Origin of the sequence: Pseudomonas sp. URMO17WK12:I6, assembly GCF_003253625.1 — a bacterium.
Lineage (GTDB): Bacteria > Pseudomonadota > Gammaproteobacteria > Pseudomonadales > Pseudomonadaceae > Aquipseudomonas.
Genome location: NZ_QKYZ01000006.1, coordinates 282,177 through 305,108, shown reverse-complemented (window position 1 = coordinate 305,108; position 22,932 = coordinate 282,177). Strand labels below are relative to the sequence as shown.

The following is a 22,932-nucleotide window of genomic DNA, read 5'->3' as shown; positions in this document are numbered from 1 at the left end:
AGGCGAGTCCTTTTAGAGATCTTGTAGTGGTGCTTCGGCGGTACGGGCACCCAGTACGCCGGTCAATGACACATACGTTAGCGCGGCAGTGGCAATCCCTACCAGCGGCGCGATCCACGGCGAGCTGAATGCTGCGACGGTGCCGACCGCATAAGCGCTCAGGCCAGGCCAGTTGAACGCCGGCAACCGGGCATCGGCCAGGCGTGGATATTGCCCACGGTAACGGAAGAAAAAGTCCGCCATGATCACCCCGCCAATCGGCGGAATCACCGTGCCCAGCAGAATCAGGTAAGGCACCAGCATGTCGTACATGCCCAGCAGCGCCAGCAGCGTGCCGATCACCGCGCCGGCCAGGGTCACGGTTTTGCGCCGGCCGGTGCGCAACAGATTGCAGCCGGCGACGGCGAAGTTGTAGATCGTGTTGTCCTGGGTGCTCCAGATGTTGAGCAGCAACATCGCCATCGCGGCCATGGCGAAGCCTTGCAGCAACAGCACTTCGACTACGTCCGGTTGCTGATAGACGATCGCGCCATAGGCACCGATCAACACCATCAGGCCGTTGCCGATGAAAAAGCCGATCAGGCTCGCCAGCACCGCGACTCGCGCCGAACGGGAGAAACGTGTCCAGTTGGTCGCCTGGGTCGCGCCACTGACGAAGGTGCCGAACACCAGGGTAATCGCGGTCGACCAGTCCAGTGTTGCCGTCGGCACCACGGCGAGCAAACCCTCGAGCCCGCCGACCTTCACCGTCGCGACCCACATCGACAGCATCAGCAGCAACATCATGGCGGGTACGGCGATGTACGACAGAATCTCCAGCCCGCGATAGCCGATGTACGCCGTGGCGCAAAAGCCCAGGCCGAACAGCACCATCAGCCCCAGTACGGTGCTTTCATTCAGTTCGAAATATTTGCCGAGTACGACGGCTGCGGTCGCGGTGCCCCAGGCGTACCAGCCGATCTGGGTGAAGCCGAGGATCAGGTCGCTGAGCTTGCTGCCCACTTCGCCGAAGCAGAAACGGCCCATCAACACCGAATTGAGGCCGCTTTTGAAGGCGATGTAGCCAAGCCCGGCTGCGTAGATTCCCAACAGCAGATTGCCGGCGATGATCACCGCCAGCATCTCGCTGAAACTGAACGCCACCCCCAGCTTGCCGCCGGCAAACATGGTCGCCGTGAAGAAGGTAAAACCCAGCAGCACCATGGCTGTGGAGGCGAGCCCCTTGCGGGCATGCATCGGGACTTCGCTTAAAGGGTAATCGTTGCCCGGATCGTTCTGCGTCATGTGGCATTCCTTGCTGGATGGAGGACGCGAGGGTGTTGCAGTGCTCGTGCCAATGGCGCGAGGGTGTTGTTCTTTATAGCCGAGCCGGCGGATTTAGCCTGAAGAGGGGCACGAAAGCAGTGCGGCAGTGGTTCAAATTGGAACGCAGCAATCAGGTAGTCACAAAGTCCTGTGGCGAGGGGGCTCCGTCGATCAGGCGTTCTGTGCCAACGGCAAAAACCGCAATATCGCCGCCATGATCGCCTCCGGTGCATCCTCCTGCACCAGATGCCCGGCATTCGCAACGGGATGAAACTGCGACCCCGCAATCATCTGATGCAACGCCCGCCCGCGTTCAATGGGAATCCACTGATCGTCTTCCCCCCAGAGAATCTGCACCGGGCAGCGAATCGTCGGGTACAGTGTTTCGATCTCGCGGGTATAACGCTCATCCATCTGCGCGATCTGCCGATAGAACGCCGCTTGCCCCGAATCACCCAGCCAGGGCTGCACGTAAGGCGCCAGCTCCTGATCGGAAATCTCGCGCTTGATCGCGCCACGAATATAGGTCGGCACAATCGCCCGTTGAATGTAATCAGGCAGCCCGCTGAACGCCGCTTCATGCTGACGCACATGCTGCACGAACGGCGAACCCCAGGGCGACAGCGCCACCGGGTCAATCAGCGTCAGGCTGCGGTAATCCTTGCCATTGAGCAGATGCGCGCGCAACACAGTGGCGCCGCCGAAATCGTGGGCTACCACGTCTGGCCGTTCCAGGCCCCAGTGCTCCAGCAATTGCGCCAACAGTTGGTTCTGTACGCCCAGCGACACATCGCCGTCCGGCTGTGCGGACTGCCCGTAACCCAGCAAATCGAAGTAATACACCCGGTGCGAGGTGATGAAGTGCGGCGCGATCCGGTGCCACACATGAGAAGAGAAGGGCGTGCCATGCACGAACACCAGCGGCGGGCCGTCGCCACGCACGGCGTAGCGAACGGAGTGCCCGTTGAAACGATAGGTCTGAGCCAGCGGCCAGTCAGTCATGGGTGCGTCCTCTTGGCGTGTGCGAGCCCAAAAGCATAGGCATAAAAAAACAGCCATTGAAGGCTGTTTTTCATATCACTGACGAAACGCATTCTCCTTATGGGATTTACGTTTACTCACCGCGATAGATGCAACCGCTGGTGCAGGTTTCGTGGATGCGGATCGCGCTGAGTTCCGGCAACAACGGCTTCAACTCATTCCAGATCCACTTGGCCAGCACTTCGCTGGTCGGGTTTTCCAGGCCGGGAATGTCGTTCAGGTAATTGTGATCGAGGCGCTCGTAGAGCGGCTTGAAGATCTCTTTGATTTCCGAGAAATCGCGGATCCAGCCGGTGTGCGGATCGAGGTCGCCGCTCAGGTGAATCGCCACTTTGAACGAATGACCATGAAGGCGGCCGCACTTGTGGCCGTCCGGTACGTGGGGCAGGCGATGGGCGGATTCGAAGGTAAACTCTTTGAATATTTCCACAGTGATGTTCAGCTCTTTCAGGTGGCGATCGCCGCGGCGATGTGGGCAGGTGGCGAGTTTACCAGAGCTCCGGGCAAAACACTGACTAAAGGGTCAGCAAGCGCTCGCCGAGGCGACCGTTGGCGGTCAGTTCAAGGAATTCATCGCCCAGGCGACGGCTTTCATCCATCGTTGCGCGCCAATACTTCTGTCGGCTCGGGGCATCGCCCATGAAGCGCTTGAAGTCGTTACGGTCCGGCAGCTTGCCGTAGGGCAGGCGTGCCAGGTATTCCTTCGACGGGGCCAGTAGCAGAACATCCTGCAAGCGCTCAGGGCAGGCGCGGCGCCATGGCAGCGTCTTGTCGAACCAGCCGGGGATCACCCGGTCGGTGAAGTGCGGATACAGCACGATGTCGTTGCCGCTGTAGGGCAGGTCGAGGTGATAGTCCAGCAGACCACCATCGCGGAACGTCCCCGCGCCGGCCCCCGGCAAGTCGCGTACGCCTTGCATGACCATCGGGATCGAACCCGAGGCCAGCAGGGCCTGGCGCAGGTTGCCGGCATTCAGTGAGATGAAGCGCGACGGGAAGTCGTTCAGCGCGTTGACCGGTGGTGCCAGGCGCGGGTCGTGGATGATCAGCCGCTCGAAATGCCGCGACAGCCGTGAACGACCGCGCAGGTTGTCGGCGATCACTGACGACAGGCCCAGCCCCAACCGGCCGCGATGATCGTCCGCCAACAGGCCGTGGCTTTTGACCACCATGATGTTCAGGCGGTAGTGGGCGTTATCCAGAATCGCGGCATCGCGGCCGTCGAGCAAGTCATCGAGCATGCGTCGGGAGCTCTGGCTGATCTGCGCCATGGTCACGCCTTTGGCGAAGTTCTGCTCGGTGTACAGATGACCGAGGCGGCGGATGCCTTCGGCGGCATCCGGCAGGCAGGCGCTGGCGAACCGCCAGGAACCCACCGAGGCGCCGATCAGCGAACGCTCCCGGGGCGCCGCCGGCAGCCATTCGCCAAACAGCGCCAGGTCCAGACCCTGAATCCCCAGCGCTTTCGGGCCACCGGCGGCGCCCGGCAACGTGCCCACATCGGCAGCGTTCAAGCCGTTGGCACGGATGCGCGCCAGAGCGCGCGGGCCGGCCTTGAGGGTCAGGGAAGGGAACTTGATGTGGATAGCGGTCATACCGGTCTCGATGTCTGGCAAGCAGGGATTATAAGCACCTCTTGGGCTGCGATTGTCCCCGATCAATGCAGGAGCTGCCGAAGGCTGCGATGCTTTGATCTTTGGCTGCGTCATGCACGCAAAAAATCCAAATCAAAAGATCGTCCGATCGCGGCCCGAGCCTTCGGCAGCTCCGGGTTATGCGTAAGCTATTCCCAATGATGGCAATTCAGTTTCAGTTAAGTTCGAATCGCTAAGGTCGCGCCGTCGGCAACACATAAGAAAATACGGAGCCACCCCATGAGAATCCTGACTGCCCTGTTCACCGCGTCCCTCATCTGCCTGACCGCCAGCCTTGCTCATGCCCGCGACCTGGGCCCCGACGAAACCCTGAGACTGCGCGACGCTGGTACCATTGTGTCTTTCGAGAAGCTCAACGCCACCGCTCTGGCCAAACACCCCGGCTCGACCATCACCGGCACCGAGCTCGAAGAAGAGTACGGCAAGTACAAATACCAGATGGAACTGCGCGACCCGCAAGGCATTGAGTGGGATATGGAATTGGATGCGGTCAGCGGGCAGGTTCTCAGGGATCATCAGGATACGTAATGAAGGTGCTTTCATTTTCAAGCATGGCGCTGGTGCTTCTGGCTTTTTGCTCGGTGGCCGTGGCCCGCGACCTGGATCAGGACGAAGCCCTGCGCCTGCGCCAACAGGGCGTGATCCTGCCGCTGGAGCAGCTCTTGCAGCAAGCGCTGGACCGCTATCCCGGGGCCAAGTTGCTGGAAGCCGAGCTTGAAGAAAAACACGACGTCTATGTTTATGAAGTCGAGCTGCTGACCGCCGAAGGCGTGGTGCGCGAGCTGGACGTCGATGCCACCACCGGCCACGTGCTGAAAGACAAGGAAGATTGATCGATGCGTTTGCTCCTGGTGGAAGACCACGTGCCGCTGGCCGACGAATTGATGGCCGGCCTCAATCGGCAAGGCTACGCCGTGGACTGGCTGGCCGACGGCCGCGATGCGGTGTACCAGGGCAGCAGCGAGCCTTATGACCTGATCATCCTCGACCTCGGCCTGCCGGGTTTGCCGGGGCTTGAGGTGCTGGCGCAGTGGCGGACCGGTGGCTTGGCCACGCCGGTGCTGATTCTCACCGCGCGCGGTTCCTGGGCCGAGCGGATCGAAGGCCTCAAGGCCGGCGCCGACGATTACCTGAGCAAACCCTTCCACCCGGAAGAACTGCACCTGCGCATTCAGGCGTTGTTGCGCCGCTCTCACGGCCAGGCCAATCAGCCGACGCTCAAGGCCGCCGGGCTGCACCTGGATGAAGGTCGCCAGTGCGTGACCCGCGACGGCGCCGACATCCAGCTCACCGCCGCCGAATTTCGCCTGCTGCGCTATTTCATGCTGCACCCCGAACAGATCCTTTCCAAAAGCCATCTCGCCGAACACCTCTACGACGGTGAAACCGAGCGTGACTCCAACGTACTAGAAGTCCACGTCAACCACCTGCGCCGCAAGCTCGGCCGCAGCGTGATCGAAACCCGTCGCGGTCAGGGTTACCTGTTCGGCGGGCAAGCCCAGTGAGGTCGATCCAGCGTCGCTTGAGCCTGGGCCTGATCAGCGTGATGGTGATCGTCGGCCTGGTGCTGGCGCAAACCAGCCTGTGGCTGTTCGAAATGGGTTTGCAGCGCTACCTCGAAGCCGGGTTGCGCAACGACAGTGAAAACCTGCTGGTGGCGCTGGTGCGTGGCCCGCAGGGGTTGCAGCTGGATGAGCGCCATCTGTCGCCGGCCTATCAGCGCCCGTTTTCCGGGCACTATTTTCGTATCGACTTTGCCGACAGCCATTGGCGCTCCCGCTCGTTATGGGATCAGGACCTTCCGCGGCTCGAACACCCGGGCCTGAACAGCAACCTGCAACTGGGGCCGGAAGGGCAGCAGTTGCTGGTGCTGCGTTCGGACTACCGGCGGCTGGGCCAGGCGATTTCCATCAGCGTCGCTCAGGACTACACGCCGGTGCGCGAGAGTTTCTGTCGCATGCAACAAGTCGGTCTCGGGTTGGGGCTGGCGGGGCTGTTGCTGATTTTGCTGTTGCAACGGATCACCGTGCGCCGCGCCTTGCGCCCGCTGGAAAAGGCCCGCGAGCAAATCGCCCAGTTGCAGCAGGGCCAGCGTTCGCAACTCGACGAAGCCGTGCCGGTGGAGCTGGAACCGCTGGTGGCGCAGATCAACCATTTGCTGGCCCACACCGAAGATAGCCTCAAGCGCTCGCGCAATGCCTTGGGCAACTTGGGGCATGCGTTGAAAACCCCGTTGGCAGTGTTGTTGAGCCTGGCTTCCAGCGAGAAGCTCGATGCGCACCCGCAGCTGCGCAAGGTGATTCAAGCGCAACTGGAGCAGGTCCAGCAGCGACTCAATCGCGAACTCAACCGCGCCCGGTTGTCCGGCGATGCGCTGCCGGGTGCGTTGTTTGATTGCGATGCCGAGCTGCCGGGGTTACTGGCCACGCTGAGCATGATTCACGGTGAACACCTCGACCTGAGCTACCGCGCACCGGCCGGTTTGCAACTGCCGTGGGATCGCGAAGATCTGCTGGAGTTGCTGGGCAACCTGCTGGATAACGCCTGCAAATGGGCGGATGCCGAGGTTCGGTTAAGCGTGGTTGAAACGGCTGAAAGTTTTCAGTTGAGCGTGGAAGACGATGGGCCGGGGATTCCCGAAGACCAGCGTGACCAGGTGTTCAGCCGCGGTACACGGCTTGATGAACAGACCGATGGGCATGGATTGGGATTGGGCATCGTGCGCGACATCGTCGACACGTGGGGCGGGGTGTTGAGGCTGGAGGAAAGCGAGTGGGGCGGCTTGAAAGTGATGATCGAACTGCCCAAACGCTGACACAGAGCGGAAGCCAACCCATAACCCTGTGGGAGCGCAACCCGTTACATATCGGCAATAGCCGTTCGCTTTGACAAGGGGACGATGCTGCGGCACAGTGCGCGCCCTCTAATAAAACCCTCTCTTCAATCCGCTGGCGGCGCTTGTGCGCACTGCCGGACGGACTCTTTCCGCTTGCCTTGAGGTAACGATGATTAATGCAGTAATTGCCGCGGTCGGCATCATGCTGATACTCAGCCTGTCCCGCGTGCATGTGGTAATCGCGCTGATTGTGGGCGCGCTGGTCGGTGGTTTGACCGGTGGCCTGGGGATCGATGCGACCCTCAAAGCCTTCAACAGCGGCCTCGGCGGCGGGGCGACAGTGGCGTTGTCCTACGCCTTGCTCGGCGCGTTCGCCGTGGCCATCGCCAAGTCCGGCCTGGCCCACGCCCTGGCGGACAAAGCCCTGGCCATGGTCGATCGCCAGCACACCAACGGCGGCGGCAATGTCAAATGGCTGCTGATCGGCCTGCTCTGGGTGGTGGCCATCGCCTCGCAGAACATTTTGCCGATTCATATCGCGTTTATCCCGTTGCTGGTGCCGCCTCTTTTATATGTGCTGACCAAACTGCAACTGGACCGGCGGTTGATCGCCTGCGTGATGACCTTCGGGCTGATCACGCCGTACATGTTCCTGCCGGTGGGCTTCGGCAACATCTTCCTCAATGAAATCCTGTTGGCCAACGTCGCCCGTAGCGGGGTGGACATCAGCGGCATCAACGTCACCCATGCCATGGGCATTCCGGCGCTGGGCATGGTGTTTGGCCTCGCGGCAGCCTTCATCAGCTACCGCAAGAAGCGCGTTTACGACCTGGAAAAGATCGAGCAAGTCGAACAGGTCGCGGTGCAGTACAACCCCTTGAGCCTGATGGTCGCCGGTCTGGCGATTGTCGTGGCGTTCATTATTCAGCTGTTGCTGGACTCGATGATTATCGGGGCGCTGGTGGGCTTTCTGATCTTTTCGGCGTCGGGCATCGTCAAGTGGCGTGAAACCGACGACCTGTTCACCGAAGGCATGAAGATGATGGCGATGATCGGCTTCATCATGATCGCCGCGTCCGGTTTTGCCGAAGTGATGAAAGCCACCGGTCATGTGCAGACACTGGTGGAGTCCTCGGCCTCGTGGATCGACCACAGCAAAGGCATCGGGGCGCTGTTGATGCTGCTGGTGGGCCTGTTGGTGACCATGGGCATCGGCTCGTCGTTTTCCACGGTACCGATTCTGGCGGCGATTTTCGTGCCGTTGTGCGTGCAACTGGGCTTCAGCCCGATCGCCATCGTGTGCATCGTCGGCACTGCCGGCGCGCTGGGCGATGCCGGTTCACCGGCGTCGGACTCGACCCTGGGCCCGACCTCCGGTCTGAACATCGACGGCCAGCATCACCACATCTGGGACACCGTGGTCCCGACCTTCCTGCACTACAACCTGCCGTTGCTGGCGTTCGGTTGGGTGGCGGCGATGGTTCTGTAACCACTCTACCTTGTGGGACCGCGTTCAACTTTTGATCTGGCGTGCCGTTATAGCCTTTAACCACGCCAATAAAATCAAAAGAGTGAACGTCATGCGCATGAGCCTGAAGGCCAAAGTCCTGTCCCTTGCCGTCCTCCCGGTGTTGCTCTTTGCGCTGGTCATCAGCCTGACCACGCTGTTCATTCTGCAGGAACAGGCCCGCAAGGAAGTCGAGGAAACCCGTCAGCGCCTGCTCAGCGATGCCAAGGCAACCCTGCAAAGCTACGTTGCCGTGGCCATGACCGCGATCAAACCGCTCTACGACGCGGCCGCTCCCGGCGATGACGCGGCGCGGGCGCAGGTGATCAAGTTGCTGTCGAGTATCACCTACGGCAAGGACGGCTACTTCTTCGGCTACGACTCCAACACCGTGCGCCTGTTCAAGGCCAACAGCCCCGAAGGCGTGGGCCAGAGCTTCAAGGACAACCGCGACCCGAACGGCATCTACGTTAACCGCGACCTGGTGAAAGTCGCCAAGGACGGTACCCACTACCTGCAATACAGCTCGCCACTGCCTGGTAATACCCAAGTACAGGTGCCCAAGCTCGGCTACACCGAATACCTGTCGAAGTGGGACATGGCGGTCGGCACCTCGGTCAACCTCGACGGCATTGAAGCGCAAGTGGCGCTGGTCGAGATCAAGGTCCAGGAACGCATGCAAGGCGTGGTGCTGAGCATTGTCGGGATTGCCGTGCTGGTGCTGTTGGTGATCGCCGCGGCCGGGATGCTGCTGGCCAATACCATTCTGCGTCCGCTGAACCTGATGAAAGCCAACCTCGACGACATCGCGGCGGGCGAGGGCGACCTGACCCGGCGCCTGACCATCACCAGCCAGGATGAACTCGGCGAACTGGCCGGCTCGTTCAACCGTTTCGTCGACAAGATCCACAGCCTGGTGCGGCAGATCACCGAAATGACCTCGCAACTGACCGGGCTGGTGAATCAGGTTTCCGATCAGGCCCAACGCTCGGATCAGGCCATGGAGCGCCAGCGCCACGAGACCGATCAGGTGGCCACGGCGATCAACCAAATGTCGGCGGCGGCCCAGGAAGTGGCCAAGAGCGCGCAAAACGCCGCGGTCGCTGCCCAGCAGACCGACGAAGAAGGCCAAGCCGCCAAGCGCGTGGTGGCCGGCAGCATCGTGAAAATTCATGCACTGGTGAACGACATTCGCAGCAGCGGCGTGTCCCTCGACAGCCTGCAGAAAGACGTGTCGTCGATTGTCAGCGTGCTCGGGGTGATCCGTTCGATTGCCGAGCAGACCAACCTGCTGGCGCTCAACGCCGCCATTGAAGCGGCCCGCGCCGGTGAGGCCGGACGTGGTTTTGCGGTGGTTGCCGACGAAGTGCGGGCGCTGGCCAGTCGCACGCAAATCAGTACTCAGGAAATCCAGGGCATGATCGACCGCTTGCAGGCCGGCACTCAATCGGCGGTCGAGTCCATGCGCCGCTCCAGCGAAGCCGGCGACGGCACGTCGGCCCAGGCCAACGAGGCCGGGGCGTCGCTGGACGCCATGGCCCAGTTGATCGGCACCATCAACTCGATGAACGCGCAGATTGCCAGCGCCGCCGAAGAGCAAACCGCCGTGGCCGAAGAGATCAACCGCAGCGTGCACCAGATCGCCGTGGCGGTGGACAGCGTCGCCGACGAAACCCAGCGCGGCGCGCAAACCTCGCGCAGCCTGGCCGATCTCGGTCAGCGCCTGGGACAATTGGTCGGGCAATTCCGTATTTGATTGATGTCGCTGAGAGCGTTTTGCGATCTGTAGCAGCTGCCGAGCCCGCGAGGCTGCTGCTACGGGGGAGCCACATCGCGACTACCCTCAATAGTAAGCAAACTCCGTCCAGGCATCTGTTTGAACCGGTTTCTGCAACGGGCGGTCATTTGCTTCAGGTGCCGCGCACCCGCGGCACCCGGACGACCCTAACTATGGAGTCAGACTCATGAACGACGGTACCTGCGACTGCCCGAAATGCTCCTGCAAACTGGGCGATCACCCCATCGTGCGTCACGGCAAGCACTATTGCTGCGAAGGCTGCGCCAAACATCACGAACACGGCGAAGAATGTTCCACCAAAGGCTGCAAGTGCGCTAAGCACTGACCGCTCATCCAAAAAAAGTGGAGCCGCTGCGGCTCCACTTTCAGTTCGAATATTCACCCTCCCGTTCAACGTTCAACTCGTCGGCCGCCAGGTCACGTTCTCGACGCCGAATTTTTCCGCCACAGGTTTGCTGGTCTTTTGCACCCGCTCACGGCCAAAACGAGGGATCCGGCCTACGCCGGCATCGCAACTGGCCCAGTGCCAGGCTTCTGCGTTGTCCATTTTGTCCTGGCGGATGATGAAAGACTTAGGCTTGCCATGAAGTGTGTATTCAATGACGAAAAGCTTTGCGTTGTTCATAAAGCCTGTATTCCTCCCTGTTGTTATAGAAGGATCGTGAGGCGCGCGAAAAATTCCGTCGGATTGTCAGTCGGTTACAGCGACTGGCGACACGTCGCACGCCTCGCTACCATGGAGCCTTTCCGTCCCCTAATGATCCTAGCCTATGGCCAAGGCCGCCCCCCCTGATTTAAGCGATACCGATGTGCCCGTGCAACCGCTGGCGCGTACTTACCCACGTGGGTTGTATATCGAGCCTCACGAACATGCGTGGGGCCAGTTGCTGTACGCGATGAGCGGCGTGATGTGGGTCGAGACGCCCAATGAAGCACTGGTGGTGCCGCCGCAACGGGCGGTCTGGCTGCCGCCGGGTGTGCCGCACGGGATTCGCGTGGTCTCTGACTTGCAGATGCGCAACATCTACCTGCGGCCGTCATTGGCGGCGACACTGGACGACAGTGTGCAAGTGATTGAAGTCGGCGGCTTGCTGCGCGAACTGATCGTCGGGTTGGTGGAGCAGGGCGACGACGGTGCCCCGGATTACTACGACGCGCTGGTCGGCCTGGCCTTGCTGGAGCTCAAGCGCGCCCGGCGCTCATTGCTGAAAATACCGCTACCGGACGATTCCGACCGGCGGCTGATGAACCTGTGCCAGGCGGTCATGGCCTCACCGTCGCTGGACATTCCCTTCGAGCAGCACGCCGAAAATGCCGGTGCCAGCGTGCGTACCCTGGCGCGGTTGTTCAAGGACGGTTTGGGCATGGGCTTCTCCGAATGGCGGCGGCAAGTGCAACTGGCGACCGCGGCGGCCGAATTGATTCAGGGCGTACCGGTCAGCGCGATAGCCCGGGAACTGGGTTATTCGCCGAGCAGCTTCAGCGACATGTTCCGCCGGGAACTGGGCGTCGCGCCTTCGCAGTTTTGCGTGAGCCAGCAACGGGGCGGCGCTGCGTAAAAAGCGCTTTGGCCGACATTCAGAAGTACTTGGCCGACGTCCTTGGCGACCTCTCTCTAGACTCTGCGCATACCCCCTTATGCCACGGAGTCTGTCATGAACTACCTTATCTCGTTGGGTATCGGTCTGGGCGTCGGCCTGCTCTATGGCGCGCTGGATTTTCGTTCCCCCGCACCGCCGGCCATCGCGCTGGTGGGCCTGCTGGGCATGCTTGCCGGTGAGCAGTTGTGGCCCTTGGGTCGGCAACTGGTGGCGGGCTGGATCTCCTGAAACCTCTTATCCATTTGGTGGAAATGCCCATGAAAGCACTGCAATTCGACAAAACCGGCGACCTCTCGGCCCTGCGCTACGTTGAGGTGCCCACCCCCGTTCCCGGCGCTGACGAAGTGCTGGTCCAGATCAAGGCGGCGGGCCTCAATCCCAGCGATGTGAAAAACGTACTGGGGCGCTTTCCCTACACCACATTGCCGCGGATTCCCGGGCGTGATTTCGCCGGTATCGTCGTCGAAGGCCCGCAGGCGCTGATCGGCCAGGAAGTCTGGGGCACCGGCCGGGAGTTGGGCTTCTTTGCCGACGGTTCCCACGCGCAATTCGTCAAACTGCCGGCCAATGGCGTGGCGCTGAAGCCGACGCATCTGAGCTTTGCCCAGGCTGCCAGCCTCGGTGTGCCGTACACCACGGCGTGGGATGCGCTGGAGCGCAGTCTTGTCACGACCGGAACGCGGTTGTTGGTGATCGGCGGCGGGGCGGTGGGCAGCGCAGCATTGGCGCTGGCCAAAGTCCGGGGCGCCCAGGTGCTGGCGGCGGCGCGGCGGCCGGAGCAGGTCAAGGATTTGCAGGCTCAGGGTTATCAGACGCTGCAACTGGATAAGCCTGAGGACCTGGGCGCACAGGTCAACGCCGTGTATGCCGGCGGCGCCGACGTGATCTTCGACACCACCGGTTTCTGGCTACCGGCCTCGGTCCCGGCGCTGGCCGCGTTCGGTCGCATCGCAATCATCGCCGCGCCGGCGGATGGGCATGTGCAATTGCCGGCCCTGGCGCTGTATCGCAAGGGCGGTTCGGTGGTAGGGATCAATTCGTTGCTGTACGGGGTTCAGGCGTGTGCGGCGATGCTCGAACAGTTCGGAAGCTTTTTCGATCAGGGCCTGTTGCCGTTGCCGGAAGGGCTAGTTGAATCGCCGTTGGCCGAGGGGCTGGAACGGTATGCCGAGGTGAATCAGGGCAGTGGCGACAAGGTGATTTTGTTGCCGTAAAGAGCTTCGCGGGCAAGCCTCGCTCCTACAGGTTGGTGTCGATTTCGAACCGTAGGAGCGAGGCTTGCCCGCGAAAGCGTCCTCAAGCCGAACTCAAACCTCAGGCACGCCTTTCTCCCAAGCCGACCAATTCTTCAGAATCTCCTGCACCAACGGATTCCCCGTGCGGTACAGGTTCTCCAGTGCTGGCACAAACCCGCCCTGATCGGCGTATTTGAGCAGGTTATCCACCTCGCTCTGGCCCGGTGCCGGCCGGTCGAAGTCGGAACCGGCGCGTACCACCGCCAAACGGCGGACATCCACCAGACCTTCGCGACTGGCCCGCAGCAGTGCCTCGTAGGTGGAGTTGTCTTCCTGCTGAGTGGTGCAGTAGACACCTTCGTTGTTGGTCAGCAATTTTGTCCAGACTTCCGCCCGCTCACTCAAGCGCGTCCCGGAAAACCAGGTATTGCCCGCCAGCGTGTCGCACTGGGTCACCACCGGCGGCTGATTGGCCGGGGCCGACGGATACTTCAAGCGCCACGCCGCCGACTCCTTGCTCTCGCTCAGCTCGACCTTGTGGCTCAGGGCGAAGGCCTTGGCCTGCAGCTTTGGGTTGAGTTCGAAGACTTCGGTCTTGTAATCCAGCGGTGGTTTTTCGTTCGGGCCTTTGGTGTTGATGCCCAGGTAACCGGTCGGCCAGTCTTTCGGCGCGTCCCGGGAGTCCAGTTCCCACTGGGTGCCGAACTCCACCAGGTAGTGCGCCCACGCGGTGGTGCCGATGGTCCCGTGTTTCGGGCTGATGCCGGCAATCCCGGCGATCAGGAAGTAACTTTTGCGCAGGTCGAATTTCGGCGACAGCGCCAGGGCCAGGGTCGAGGCCGCCGCATTGGTCTGGCCCATGCCGGTGACCATCAGGCATACCTGTTCGATGTTGCAGCGAATGTTCGGGTACTCGGCGGACAGGCCCGGTACTCGCACTTCCTGCTTGAGTTCCAGGCGATCGATCCAGTTCTGCGCCTCGGGAGCGAACATAGTGATCAGCATCACTTTCGGCTGGATCGGCGCTTCTACCGCCCAGGCAGAGGAAGAGAGCAGGGTGCTTGCCGCAAAACCGACAGACAGGGAAATACGCGTCATTGCTTTCATAAAACCTCCTGATTCAAATGAGCCTTAAAACTGATAGCCGACACCGGCGTAGTAACCCCAGCCGTTGGAACGGGCGCGGAAGTCGCCGTCGCCGAAATTCAACTCACTGCCGTCCTCCCAGTTGCCGCCGTTGTGGAAGTAACGGCCGACCAGGGTGAAACGCAAGTGGGTGAAGGCGTAGAGCAACACGTTGGTGGCCACGGTGGCATTGGCGGTGCGGGCCGGGTTGTCCTTGTGCAGATCGGAGCCGAAGTCGAAGTTGGTGAAACCGATGTAGGTCAACGAAGCGCCGTTGCTGAAACTGCTGATGGGCACGATGTATTTGAGCTGGGCGCGGTAGCCGTCCCACGAATACTCGTTGCTGGCGCCGTAGTTTTCCCACTGGTAGCGACCGTAGAAGTTGGCCGACAGATTGACCCGCGAATGGGTGTCGATGTCGGTGCCGAGGCCGCTGTACAGCGTGTTGGCGCGGTTGGCACTGTTGCTGCCGTGGTCGTAGATCCAGTCGAACGCCACGTACCATTCCTTGAACGGCCCGACGGCCAGACTGCGGCCGGCGAGGTAGTCGATGGAAATCCGTGGTTCGTGCTCCATGAACACTGGCGAGCCGTGGTCCCATACGCCTTTGTCATGGCTGTTGCCGATGTCGAAGATCTTCGGAATGTCGATGTAGCCGTACAACTCGAACGGCCCCTTGCGGCCGAAGTACTCGTATTCCAAGTAGATGTCGTCGGCCGGTTGCGGGCCGAAACTGATGTCCTTGCTGCCGATGACGGTCAGGTCCTGATTGAACCAGTCCGACAGGTACGCGCCTTTTTTTGGTGGGTTGGCTTCAGGACTGAGGGCTTCGCCCTGGGCGGATTCTTCGGTGGTGGCCGGTTGGGCCAGCGCGGAGCTGCTGAGTAGTCCTGTAACGCTGGCCAACAGCAAGGAAACAGCAAACGTGCGCGAGCAAGTCACGCGACTGGAGGTGCAATGCATTAAAAGTCCCTTTTCGTGCGGATCGAAGCCCCGGTGGTGCGGGCTTGTGCGGTTTAAGTGGCGAACAGGCCGGTATCGGCGGCTCGCAAACGTTTGCACAAGCTATACCAATTTTCGCAATGCGCTGAAAAGCCGGAGGAATTGGCGGTTTTGCTGTCCTTTTGGTCAAGGATTTCGAGGGGCGGGGGAAAGGCGGGGGAGCTGAATGCACCAAAGTGAGTTTCGCTGCACAAAGATCGTTCTTACGCGGCTTCTGCCAAATGGGGTTGCTGTAGAATCCTCGCCATTGACTTCACAAGGTGCATCCCATGAGCGAGCCGATACGTCTGACCCAATACAGCCACGGCGCAGGTTGCGGCTGCAAGATTTCGCCCCAGGTGCTGGAGGTGATTCTGGCCGGTAGCGGGGCGCAGAACCTGGACCCGAAACTCTGGGTTGGCAACGCCTCGCGCGATGACGCGGCGGTGTATGCCATCGATGAAGAGCGCGGCGTGGTGTCGACCACTGACTTCTTTATGCCGATCGTCGACGATCCGTTCGATTTCGGCCGTATCGCCGCCACCAACGCCATCAGCGACATTTACGCCATGGGCGGCGATCCGTTGATGGCGATTGCGATCCTCGGCTGGCCGGTCAATGTGCTGGCGCCGGAGATTGCCCGGGAAGTGATTCGCGGCGGGCGGTCGGTCTGCGATGAAGCGGGAATCCCCTTGGCCGGTGGCCATTCCATCGACGCACCTGAGCCGATCTTCGGCCTGGCCGTGACCGGACTGGTGGAAAAGCGCCACATGAAGCGCAACGACACTGCCACCGCCGGATGCCTGCTCTATCTCACCAAACCCTTGGGCATCGGCATCCTCACCACCGCCGAGAAAAAGGGCAAGTTGCGCAATGCCGACATCGGCCTGGCCCGCGACTGGATGTGCACCCTGAACAAACCCGGAAGCCGTTTTGGCAAGCTCGATGGCGTGACCGCAATGACTGACGTCACCGGTTTCGGCCTGCTCGGGCATCTGGTGGAAATGGCCGACGGCAGCAACGTGACCGCCCGCATCGGCTATGACCGTGTGCCGCGCCTGCCGGGCGTCGAGTATTACCTCGATCAGGGCTGCGTGCCCGGCGGCACACTGCGCAATTTCGACAGCTACGCCAGCAAGGTCGGTCGGCTCCAGGAGTTGCACAAACGCGTGCTCTGCGACCCGCAGACCAGCGGCGGTTTGCTGATTGCGGTCAAGCCCGAAGGCGACGCAGCGTTCCTGGCGGTGGCGGCCGAACTTGGGCTGGCCCTTCAGCCGATCGGCGAACTGGTTGAGCGACAGACCTACGCGGTTGAGGTGGTTTGATGTCCAGAGACTTCACCGATTACCGCGACATCTTCCTCAACGACCGGCCGATGATGGATGTGCGCGCGCCGATCGAATTCCTCAAGGGCTCATTCCCCGGTGTGGTCAACCTGCCGCTGATGAATGACCACGAGCGGCAACGGGTCGGCACTTGCTACAAGCAACACGGTCAGCAAGCAGCCATCACGCTGGGGCATCAATTGGTGGCCGGCGCGACCAAGGCCGAGCGTATCCAGGCCTGGGCCGATTTTGCCCGGGCGCATCCGGATGGCTATTTGTATTGTTTTCGCGGTGGGCTGCGTTCGCAGATCACCCAGCAGTGGCTCAAGGACGAAGCGGGCATCGACTATCCGCGGGTCGGTGGCGGCTACAAGGCCATGCGCACCTTCTTGCTCGACACGCTCGACCAAGCCGTTGCCCAGTGCGATTTCGTTTTGCTGGGCGGCATGACCGGCACCGGCAAGACCGAGGTGCTCACGCAATTGAGCAACGCGCTGGACCTTGAAGGTCATGCCCATCATCGCGGCTCCAGCTTCGGCAAACGCGCCACCGGCCAACCCTCCAACATCGACTTTGAAAACCGCCTGGCCGTGGACGTGCTGAAAAAGCGTGCCAGCGGTATCGAGCAGTTTGTGCTCGAAGACGAGAGCCGCGCGATCGGCAGTTGTGCGCTGCCGTTGCCGCTGTATCAGGGCATGCAGCAGTTTCCGATGGTCTGGCTGGAAGACAGCCTGGAAGGGCGCGTCGAGCGGATCCTGCGCGATTACGTGGTGGATTTATGCGCCGAGTTCACCGAGGTGTATGGCGATGAAGGCTTCACGCTGTTTTCCGAGCGGATGTTGGCGAGCCTGAACAATGTCCAGAAACGCCTGGGCGGCGAACGTCATCGGCGGATGCTGACCTTGATGGAGGATGCGCTGGCGGAACAGGCCAATAGCGGCGCGGTGGATTTGCACCGGGGCTGGATCGAAGGGTTGCTGCGTGAGTATTACGACCCGATGTATGTGTTTCAGCGGGAGAAGAAGGGGGCGCGGATCGAGTTTGTCGGGGATCGGGGGGCGGTTCTCGAATATTTGCGGGAGCGGGGCAAGCAGCGGGGGTGATGTTGTTTTTACTGGCCCCTTCGCGAGCCTGCTCGCGATGGGGCCTGGCAGGTGCCCGACCGCTTACGTCGGACAAGTCTCCGGGCCGTTATTGAGCCCTTGCTTATAGAGGTGGCTCTGCAGGCTGGCCTTGCCGTTGTGCCAGGTCAGCGTGAGCACGTACAGCGAGTCATAGTCGCTGGATGCCCAGTCATCGGTGATGCGCTGTTCTGAGCCGACGGCTTCCCCGGCGACCTTGTTGATCAGCTCGGGCAGGTAGCCATGAGACCAGGCGGTATAGATGATCGAGTTGTGATACTTGTCGCGAAGCAGTTCATCGGCCAGGTCGCTGGTGTCGTTGGCCGAAAATTCGATGTTCACCGGCAAGCCGAGCTTGATCGCGCTGGGGCTGATGGTCATCAGGGGGCGAATGTAACTGTAGGAATTATCCAGTTCGCCTTCCTCTACATTGCGCGTCGGGTTGGCGGCAAACACGTAGTTGGCCTTGCCGAATTTTTCCGGCAGCAAGGTGGCCAGGTCGATGGCGCGGTTCAGTCCCTGACAATTGAGCTGACCCAGGCCGCCGGCCGGTTTTTCCGCGTGACGCAAAAACACCAGCGTCTGTGTACCGTCCACCGGTTGGGCGCGGCTTACACTGGACTCCAGTGACAAAAACAACGCGCTGGCCGCCAACAGAGCGGGCAGGAAGATATAAGCGCGATGTTTGAAGCGGTTGGTGAGTTTCAAAGGATTCATCATCGAATAGGTAATCTTCAGCGCATTTGGTTAAGGCCGACAAACCTTGATACCTCAAGTGCCTAGCATAGGGTGTTTGCCATGTCGTTGACCCGGTCCATTTCTAACAGGGCAATGCTCAGAGTCCGCTGAAGCCCTTTTGGTTCGATTCGAGCTTCGATCCGGGCCAGGTGCCTGGCACTTTAGCGGCAACCTTGAACGGATTGGGGGGAAGGTTATCGACAGGATGTTTCGGATTTATGGACACAGTACACATCTTAGCCCCGTCCCCCTTATGATCTTCACTCCGATTTTCCCGTGGAAGCTCCCGATGACCGATTTGTCTGCATTCCCCATCACTCGAAAATGGCCGGCCCAGTACCCGGAGTGGATCCAGCTCTATTCCTTGCCAACGCCCAATGGCGTCAAGGTTTCGATCATGCTCGAAGAGATCGGGCTGCCCTACGAGCCGCATCGTGTGGGCTTCGACACTCAGGATCAGCTGTCCCCTGAGTTTCTGTCGCTGAACCCCAACAACAAGATTCCGGCGATCCTCGACCCCCATGGCCCGGGCGACCAACCGCTGGCGCTGTTCGAGTCCGGGGCGATTCTGATTTACCTCGCCGACAAGAGCGGGCAACTGCTGGCCCAGGAGTCGGCAGCGCGTTACGAGACCCTTCAGTGGCTGATGTTTCAGATGGGCGGTATCGGGCCGATGTTCGGCCAGCTCGGCTTTTTCAACAAATTCGCCGGCAAGGACTACGAAGACAAGCGTCCCCGTGATCGCTACGTCGACGAAAGCAAGCGCTTGCTCAAGGTCCTCGATGGCCGTCTGCAAGGGCGCGACTGGATCATGGGCGAGCGCTACACCATTGCCGACATCGCGACTTTTCCGTGGGTGCGCAACCTGATCGGCTTCTACGAGGCCGGCGACCTGGTCGGTATCCAGGATTTCCCCAACGTCACCCGTGTGCTGGAGCGTTTCCTGGCAAGACCGGCGGTAATTCGCGGTCTGGAAATCCCCAAGCAATCCCTTTGAATCCTTCATCACCAAGGCAGGCAATGAGCGCATTCGATTTCAAGCAAGTAGATGTCTTCAGCCACGTCGTGCTCAAGGGCAACGCGCTGGCGGTGGTGTTCGGCGCAGACAAGCTCAGCGATGAACGCATGGCGGCGTTCGCGAACTGGACCAACCTCAGCGAAACCACTTTCGTGCTCGAACCTCGAGACCCCCGGGCCGACTATCGGGTACGCATCTTCACCACCCTGCAAGAGTTGCCGTTCGCCGGTCATCCGACGCTGGGCACCTGCCATGCCTGGCTCGAGGCCGGTGGGGTGCCCAAAGGCGAGGAGATCATTCAGGAATGCGGTGCCGGGTTGGTGCGAGTGCGTCGGCAGGGGGCGGAGCTGGCGTTTCTCGCGCCACCGCTGCTCAAGTCCGGCCCGGTGGACGCCGAACTGGTCGAGCGTGTACGGCTGGGCCTCGGATTGGCGCCGGGAGCGATTGTGCGCACGCAATGGGTCGACAACGGGGCCGGTTGGCTTGCGGTGATGGTCGAGGACCGCCAGCAGATTCTGGACTTGCAGCCGGATCATGCACAGATGCTCGGCCTCGCCGTCGGTGTCATCGCGCCATGGCGCCCCGAGCGCGATGGTGCTGAGGCGCAGTTCGAAGTGCGTGCATTCATCTCCGGCGACGGCATGCCGGAAGACCCGGCCACCGGCAGCCTGAACGCCGGAATCGCTCAATGGTTGCTCAGCGAAGGGCTGGCCCCGGCATCTTATGTCGTCAGTCAGGGCCTGACCATGGGGCGCGCCGGGCGGATTCGGGTGGAGCAGGTGGGAGATGAGATTTGGATTGGTGGTGCTGTCGTGACGTGCATTGCCGGAACGCTGACGATCTAACCTGTGAGAGCAGGCGGTATTCGATGCGGGCGATTGTTGCCGTCGCGGTAACGTTGTCTTGAGCGATCGAGGTTTGTGTCCCGCACCTTGCAGGGCATAAGCTTTGCGCCCTACGAATTTCGTCTCTTCAGGAAGGTCCATGTCCAGTCAGTTCCCCGAAGCACGTCCACGCCGTCTGCGCCGCAATGCGAGCCTGCGCAGCCTGTTCCAGGAAACCGAGTTCAGCGTGAACGATCTGGTGCTGCCGATTTTCGTCGAGGAAGAGATCGACGATTTCGTGCCGATCAAGAGCATGCCCGGGGTGATGCGCATTCCCGAGTCGAAACTGGCCGGCGAGATCGAGCGTTACGCCCGGGCCGGGATCAAGTCGGTGATGACGTTCGGCGTGTCTCATCATCTGGACAGCAACGGCAGCGACACCTGGAACGATAACGGCCTGGTGTCGCGCATGTCGCGCATCGCCAAAAACGCCGTGCCGGAAATGATCGTGATGTCCGACACCTGTTTTTGTGAGTACACCGACCACGGCCATTGCGGCGTGTTGCACCAGCACGAAGTCGATAACGACCAGACCCTGATCAACCTCGGCAAACAAGCCGTGGCCGCCGCCCGGGCCGGCGCCGATGTGATCGCGCCGTCGGCGGCGATGGACGGGCAGGTCCAGGCGATTCGCCGGGCGCTCGATGCAGCGGGTTTCAGCCAGACCGCGATCATGGCCTATTCGACCAAATTCGCCTCGGCGCTTTATGGCCCGTTCCGCGAAGCCGGCGGCAGTGCGCTCAAGGGTGACCGCAAAAGCTATCAGATGAACCCGATGAACCGTCGTGAAGCGGTGCGTGAGTCGTTGCTGGACGAACAGGAAGGCGCCGACGCGCTGATGGTCAAGCCGGCCGGCGCGTACCTGGACATCATCCGCGACATCCGCGAAGCCTCGCGTCTGCCGTTGTCGGCGTATCAGGTGAGCGGTGAATACGCGATGATCAAATTCGCCGCCCAGGCTGGGGCGATCGATGAAGATCGCGTCGTGCGTGAGAGTCTGGGGGCGATCAAAAGGGCAGGGGCGGATTTGATCTTCACCTACTTCGCAATGGACCTGGCCCTGGCCGGGATCTAACAAATCAAAAGATCTTCAGGTGATATAAGGCCGTATCCCATGATCGCGGAAATACCGTTCGATCACCTTCGGATCGGCGCTGTAATCGGCGATCGCCACATAGGTATCGGGGCGCAGCAGGTAAAACCCGTTGCGCGCCAGGCCCACGGTTTCAAACACCGGTCGCCAGTCGAACACCTGCAACGGCAGGTGATGCGCGCTGCACCAGGCGATCATCTCGTCGCTGGTTTCGCCATACACATGCACCTGCCAGGTCAGGTATTTCAGCGATTCGAAGTTGTCCCCTTCATCGTCGTGGGCCCAGGGCAGGCGATCACCGCCGTGAATATGGCCGGTAACGCCCTCACTCAACGGCATGCCGCGATAGTTGAGGGTGGTCTGTGACACCGTGCGAAACAGGAACTCCCGGACGGCCTCGAACGAGATCATTTTCGGGATCAAAAAGGGCGCCACGCGCATGCGCATTACGTCGGCAATTGGCCCATCGGCCGTGACGAAATTGAACACCCGATCAGTGGTGGCCACCAGGCGCTGGGCAAAGGCGATGCGTTCGGTTTCATAACTGTCGAGCAGTTTGGCCGTGGCGCTGCCGCTTAACACCGCCGCGAGCTTCCAGGCCAGATTGATCGCGTCGCCAATCCCGGTGTTCATGCCCTGGCCACCCGCCGGGCTGTGGACATGGGCGGCGTCACCCAACAGAAACGCGCGTCCGGTACGAAAGTGATCCGCTACCCGGTGATGCACGCGGTAGGTCGAGAACCAGTTCACCTGATCGATCTGCACCTTCAAATTCTCGATGGCCCGCCTGCTAACGTCTGCAAACTGGAGGGTTTCGGCTCGCTCGGCGCGTTCGTCGCGAACCGTGCCGATCAGTCGGGCGCGACCTTCGCTGGACAAAGGAAAAATGGCGAGAAAGTCGGCTTCGTCGAGGTCCACATGCAATTCACCGTTGAACGTCGGGCCGCGGGCCTGCACATCCGCCACGTAAAAAATCTGCTGGTAGGTGCCCCCCGGAAAATCGGTGTCCAGGGATTTGCGCACGATCGAGCGGGCGCCGTCGCAGCCAGCGAGGTAGCAGGCCTGGCAGGTTTGCTGCTGGCCATCGGGCAAGCGCAGCGTTGCGGTGATGCCATCGCCAGTTTCCTCGAAACTGTGCAATTCGGTGTTGCGCTCCACCGTAATGCCAAAGGTCTCCAGGCGTTCGATCAGCAGTTGTTCATGCTCGTCTTGCGGATAGATTTCCAGGAACGCATAGGGCGTCAACCCCTCGCCGATGGCGCTCAGCGGCAGGTGTGCGACCGGTTCGCCCTTGACCCAGAAATTCGCGGCGCACACTTTATGGCCGTTCTGCACCACGGCGTCGCTGAGGTCGAGCTGGCGATACAGCTCCAGCGTTCGGGCCTGTACTGCCAACGCGCGTGAGGTAGTACCGGGGGCCGAGGTCTTGTCGATAATCCGCACCCCAATCCCCAGCTTGCTCAGCCACAGTGCCAGGACCAGCCCGGTCGGGCCGGCGCCGATGATCAGCACGTCGCTACGGTTCATGAGCCTGTCCTCCTCGGTGTGTGGATCAAGTATGGTTCAACCGGGGGGCACTCGCAGGCTCGACAGCTGCTACGGCGAACGAGTTGCTACGGAACAGGGAGAGGGCGGGATAGTCATAGCCTGCGCCATGCCATTGATCGTA

The 22,932-nt window shown here is 61.1% G+C and carries 24 protein-coding genes and 1 pseudogene; 16 read left to right on the top strand and 9 right to left on the bottom strand.

The window, feature by feature from the left end:
• Window positions 1–12: 12 nt before the first annotated feature.
• The 4 genes from codB to F475_RS13795 form a co-directional block, all read right to left on the bottom strand.
• Window positions 13–1,284, bottom strand: coding sequence for a cytosine permease (codB, locus tag F475_RS13810; protein WP_111454123.1), 1,272 nt, complete (start codon window positions 1,282–1,284; stop codon window positions 13–15).
• 192 nt (window positions 1,285–1,476) lie between these two features.
• Complete coding sequence (locus F475_RS13805; protein WP_111454122.1) at window positions 1,477–2,307, bottom strand: alpha/beta fold hydrolase; 831 nt, start codon at window positions 2,305–2,307, stop codon at window positions 1,477–1,479.
• Between the two features lie 112 nt (window positions 2,308–2,419).
• A complete protein-coding gene (gene queD, locus F475_RS13800; protein ID WP_007933061.1) occupies window positions 2,420–2,776 on the bottom strand; it encodes a 6-carboxytetrahydropterin synthase QueD in 357 nt (118 codons plus the stop codon).
• An 85-nt stretch (window positions 2,777–2,861) separates the two neighbouring features.
• Window positions 2,862–3,941: a patatin-like phospholipase family protein gene (locus F475_RS13795; RefSeq protein WP_111454121.1), complete on the bottom strand. Its 1,080-nt coding sequence runs from the start codon at window positions 3,939–3,941 to the stop codon at window positions 2,862–2,864.
• Window positions 3,942–4,220: 279 nt separating this feature from the next.
• On the opposite strand from F475_RS13795, the gene F475_RS13790 reads away from it, so the two are divergent.
• The 8 genes and pseudogenes from F475_RS13790 (at window position 4,221) to F475_RS13760 (ending at window position 10,467) form a co-directional block, all read left to right on the top strand.
• Window positions 4,221–4,529, top strand: a complete 309-nt coding sequence (locus F475_RS13790; protein WP_111454120.1) for a PepSY domain-containing protein — start codon at window positions 4,221–4,223, stop codon at window positions 4,527–4,529.
• Window positions 4,529–4,834, top strand: coding sequence for a PepSY domain-containing protein (locus F475_RS13785; protein WP_018925373.1), 306 nt, complete (start codon window positions 4,529–4,531; stop codon window positions 4,832–4,834). The genes F475_RS13790 and F475_RS13785 overlap by 1 nt, the downstream gene beginning before the upstream one ends.
• Window positions 4,835–4,837: 3 nt before the next feature.
• A complete protein-coding gene (locus F475_RS13780) occupies window positions 4,838–5,506 on the top strand; it encodes a response regulator transcription factor (RefSeq protein WP_111454119.1) in 669 nt (222 codons plus the stop codon).
• Complete coding sequence (locus F475_RS13775) at window positions 5,503–6,816, top strand: sensor histidine kinase (RefSeq protein ID WP_019579967.1); 1,314 nt, start codon at window positions 5,503–5,505, stop codon at window positions 6,814–6,816. The genes F475_RS13780 and F475_RS13775 overlap by 4 nt, the downstream gene beginning before the upstream one ends.
• Before the next feature lie 193 nt (window positions 6,817–7,009).
• Entirely contained in the window at window positions 7,010–8,326 is a 1,317-nt protein-coding gene (locus tag F475_RS13770; RefSeq protein WP_168206204.1) for a Na+/H+ antiporter family protein, read from the top strand.
• A 91-nt stretch (window positions 8,327–8,417) separates the two neighbouring features.
• Window positions 8,418–9,242, top strand: a pseudogene (locus tag F475_RS31085) (cache domain-containing protein); the annotation flags it as partial.
• 36 nt (window positions 9,243–9,278) lie between these two features.
• The gene (locus tag F475_RS31080) at window positions 9,279–10,100 is read left to right on the top strand and encodes a methyl-accepting chemotaxis protein (protein WP_370695268.1); all 822 of its coding nucleotides are present in this window, start codon (window positions 9,279–9,281) and stop codon (window positions 10,098–10,100) included.
• A 208-nt stretch (window positions 10,101–10,308) separates the two neighbouring features.
• Entirely contained in the window at window positions 10,309–10,467 is a 159-nt protein-coding gene (locus F475_RS13760; RefSeq protein WP_086945083.1) for a metallothionein, read from the top strand.
• Window positions 10,468–10,539: 72 nt separating this feature from the next.
• On the opposite strand, the gene F475_RS13755 is transcribed toward F475_RS13760, so the two are convergent.
• Entirely contained in the window at window positions 10,540–10,767 is a 228-nt protein-coding gene (locus F475_RS13755; protein WP_086945082.1) for a DUF6555 family protein, read from the bottom strand.
• 145 nt (window positions 10,768–10,912) lie between these two features.
• On the opposite strand from F475_RS13755, the gene F475_RS13750 reads away from it, so the two are divergent.
• From F475_RS13750 to F475_RS13740, 3 genes are all read left to right on the top strand, one after another.
• A complete protein-coding gene (locus F475_RS13750; RefSeq protein WP_111454118.1) occupies window positions 10,913–11,701 on the top strand; it encodes a helix-turn-helix domain-containing protein in 789 nt (262 codons plus the stop codon).
• Between the two features lie 96 nt (window positions 11,702–11,797).
• Window positions 11,798–11,971 carry a DUF1427 family protein gene (locus tag F475_RS13745; protein WP_007933035.1) on the top strand — a complete coding sequence of 58 codons (174 nt, stop codon included), beginning with the start codon at window positions 11,798–11,800 and terminating at the stop codon, window positions 11,969–11,971.
• Window positions 11,972–12,000: 29 nt separating this feature from the next.
• Window positions 12,001–12,957: a zinc-binding alcohol dehydrogenase family protein gene (locus F475_RS13740; RefSeq protein ID WP_018925381.1), complete on the top strand. Its 957-nt coding sequence runs from the start codon at window positions 12,001–12,003 to the stop codon at window positions 12,955–12,957.
• A 93-nt stretch (window positions 12,958–13,050) separates the two neighbouring features.
• Here F475_RS13740 and F475_RS13735 read toward each other — a convergent pair whose 3' ends face one another.
• The gene (locus tag F475_RS13735; RefSeq protein WP_018925382.1) at window positions 13,051–14,085 is read right to left on the bottom strand and encodes a purine nucleoside permease; all 1,035 of its coding nucleotides are present in this window, start codon (window positions 14,083–14,085) and stop codon (window positions 13,051–13,053) included.
• A gap of 24 nt (window positions 14,086–14,109) precedes the next feature.
• Window positions 14,110–15,066, bottom strand: coding sequence for a nucleoside-specific channel-forming protein Tsx (locus F475_RS13730; protein WP_111454117.1), 957 nt, complete (start codon window positions 15,064–15,066; stop codon window positions 14,110–14,112).
• A 308-nt stretch (window positions 15,067–15,374) separates the two neighbouring features.
• Between F475_RS13730 and selD the strand changes: the two genes are divergently transcribed.
• Window positions 15,375–16,409, top strand: coding sequence for a selenide, water dikinase SelD (selD, locus tag F475_RS13725; protein ID WP_111454116.1), 1,035 nt, complete (start codon window positions 15,375–15,377; stop codon window positions 16,407–16,409).
• Complete coding sequence (gene mnmH / locus F475_RS13720; RefSeq protein WP_111454115.1) at window positions 16,409–17,512, top strand: tRNA 2-selenouridine(34) synthase MnmH; 1,104 nt, start codon at window positions 16,409–16,411, stop codon at window positions 17,510–17,512. Before selD ends, mnmH begins: the two co-directional genes overlap by 1 nt.
• Window positions 17,513–17,575: 63 nt before the next feature.
• On the opposite strand, the gene F475_RS13715 is transcribed toward mnmH, so the two are convergent.
• Window positions 17,576–18,250 (bottom strand): histidine phosphatase family protein, encoded by a 675-nt coding sequence (locus F475_RS13715; RefSeq protein WP_086945078.1) that lies wholly within the window; start codon window positions 18,248–18,250, stop codon window positions 17,576–17,578.
• A 307-nt stretch (window positions 18,251–18,557) separates the two neighbouring features.
• On the opposite strand from F475_RS13715, the gene F475_RS13710 reads away from it, so the two are divergent.
• The 3 genes from F475_RS13710 (at window position 18,558) to hemB (ending at window position 21,245) form a co-directional block, all read left to right on the top strand.
• Window positions 18,558–19,265: a glutathione binding-like protein gene (locus F475_RS13710; protein ID WP_018925387.1), complete on the top strand. Its 708-nt coding sequence runs from the start codon at window positions 18,558–18,560 to the stop codon at window positions 19,263–19,265.
• Window positions 19,266–19,288: 23 nt separating this feature from the next.
• A complete protein-coding gene (locus tag F475_RS13705) occupies window positions 19,289–20,131 on the top strand; it encodes a PhzF family phenazine biosynthesis protein (RefSeq protein ID WP_111454114.1) in 843 nt (280 codons plus the stop codon).
• Window positions 20,132–20,270: 139 nt separating this feature from the next.
• Complete coding sequence (gene hemB / locus F475_RS13700; RefSeq protein WP_111454113.1) at window positions 20,271–21,245, top strand: porphobilinogen synthase; 975 nt, start codon at window positions 20,271–20,273, stop codon at window positions 21,243–21,245.
• A 15-nt stretch (window positions 21,246–21,260) separates the two neighbouring features.
• Here hemB and F475_RS13695 read toward each other — a convergent pair whose 3' ends face one another.
• Window positions 21,261–22,790: an FAD-dependent monooxygenase gene (locus F475_RS13695; RefSeq protein WP_064618947.1), complete on the bottom strand. Its 1,530-nt coding sequence runs from the start codon at window positions 22,788–22,790 to the stop codon at window positions 21,261–21,263.
• Window positions 22,791–22,932 lie beyond the last annotated feature (142 nt).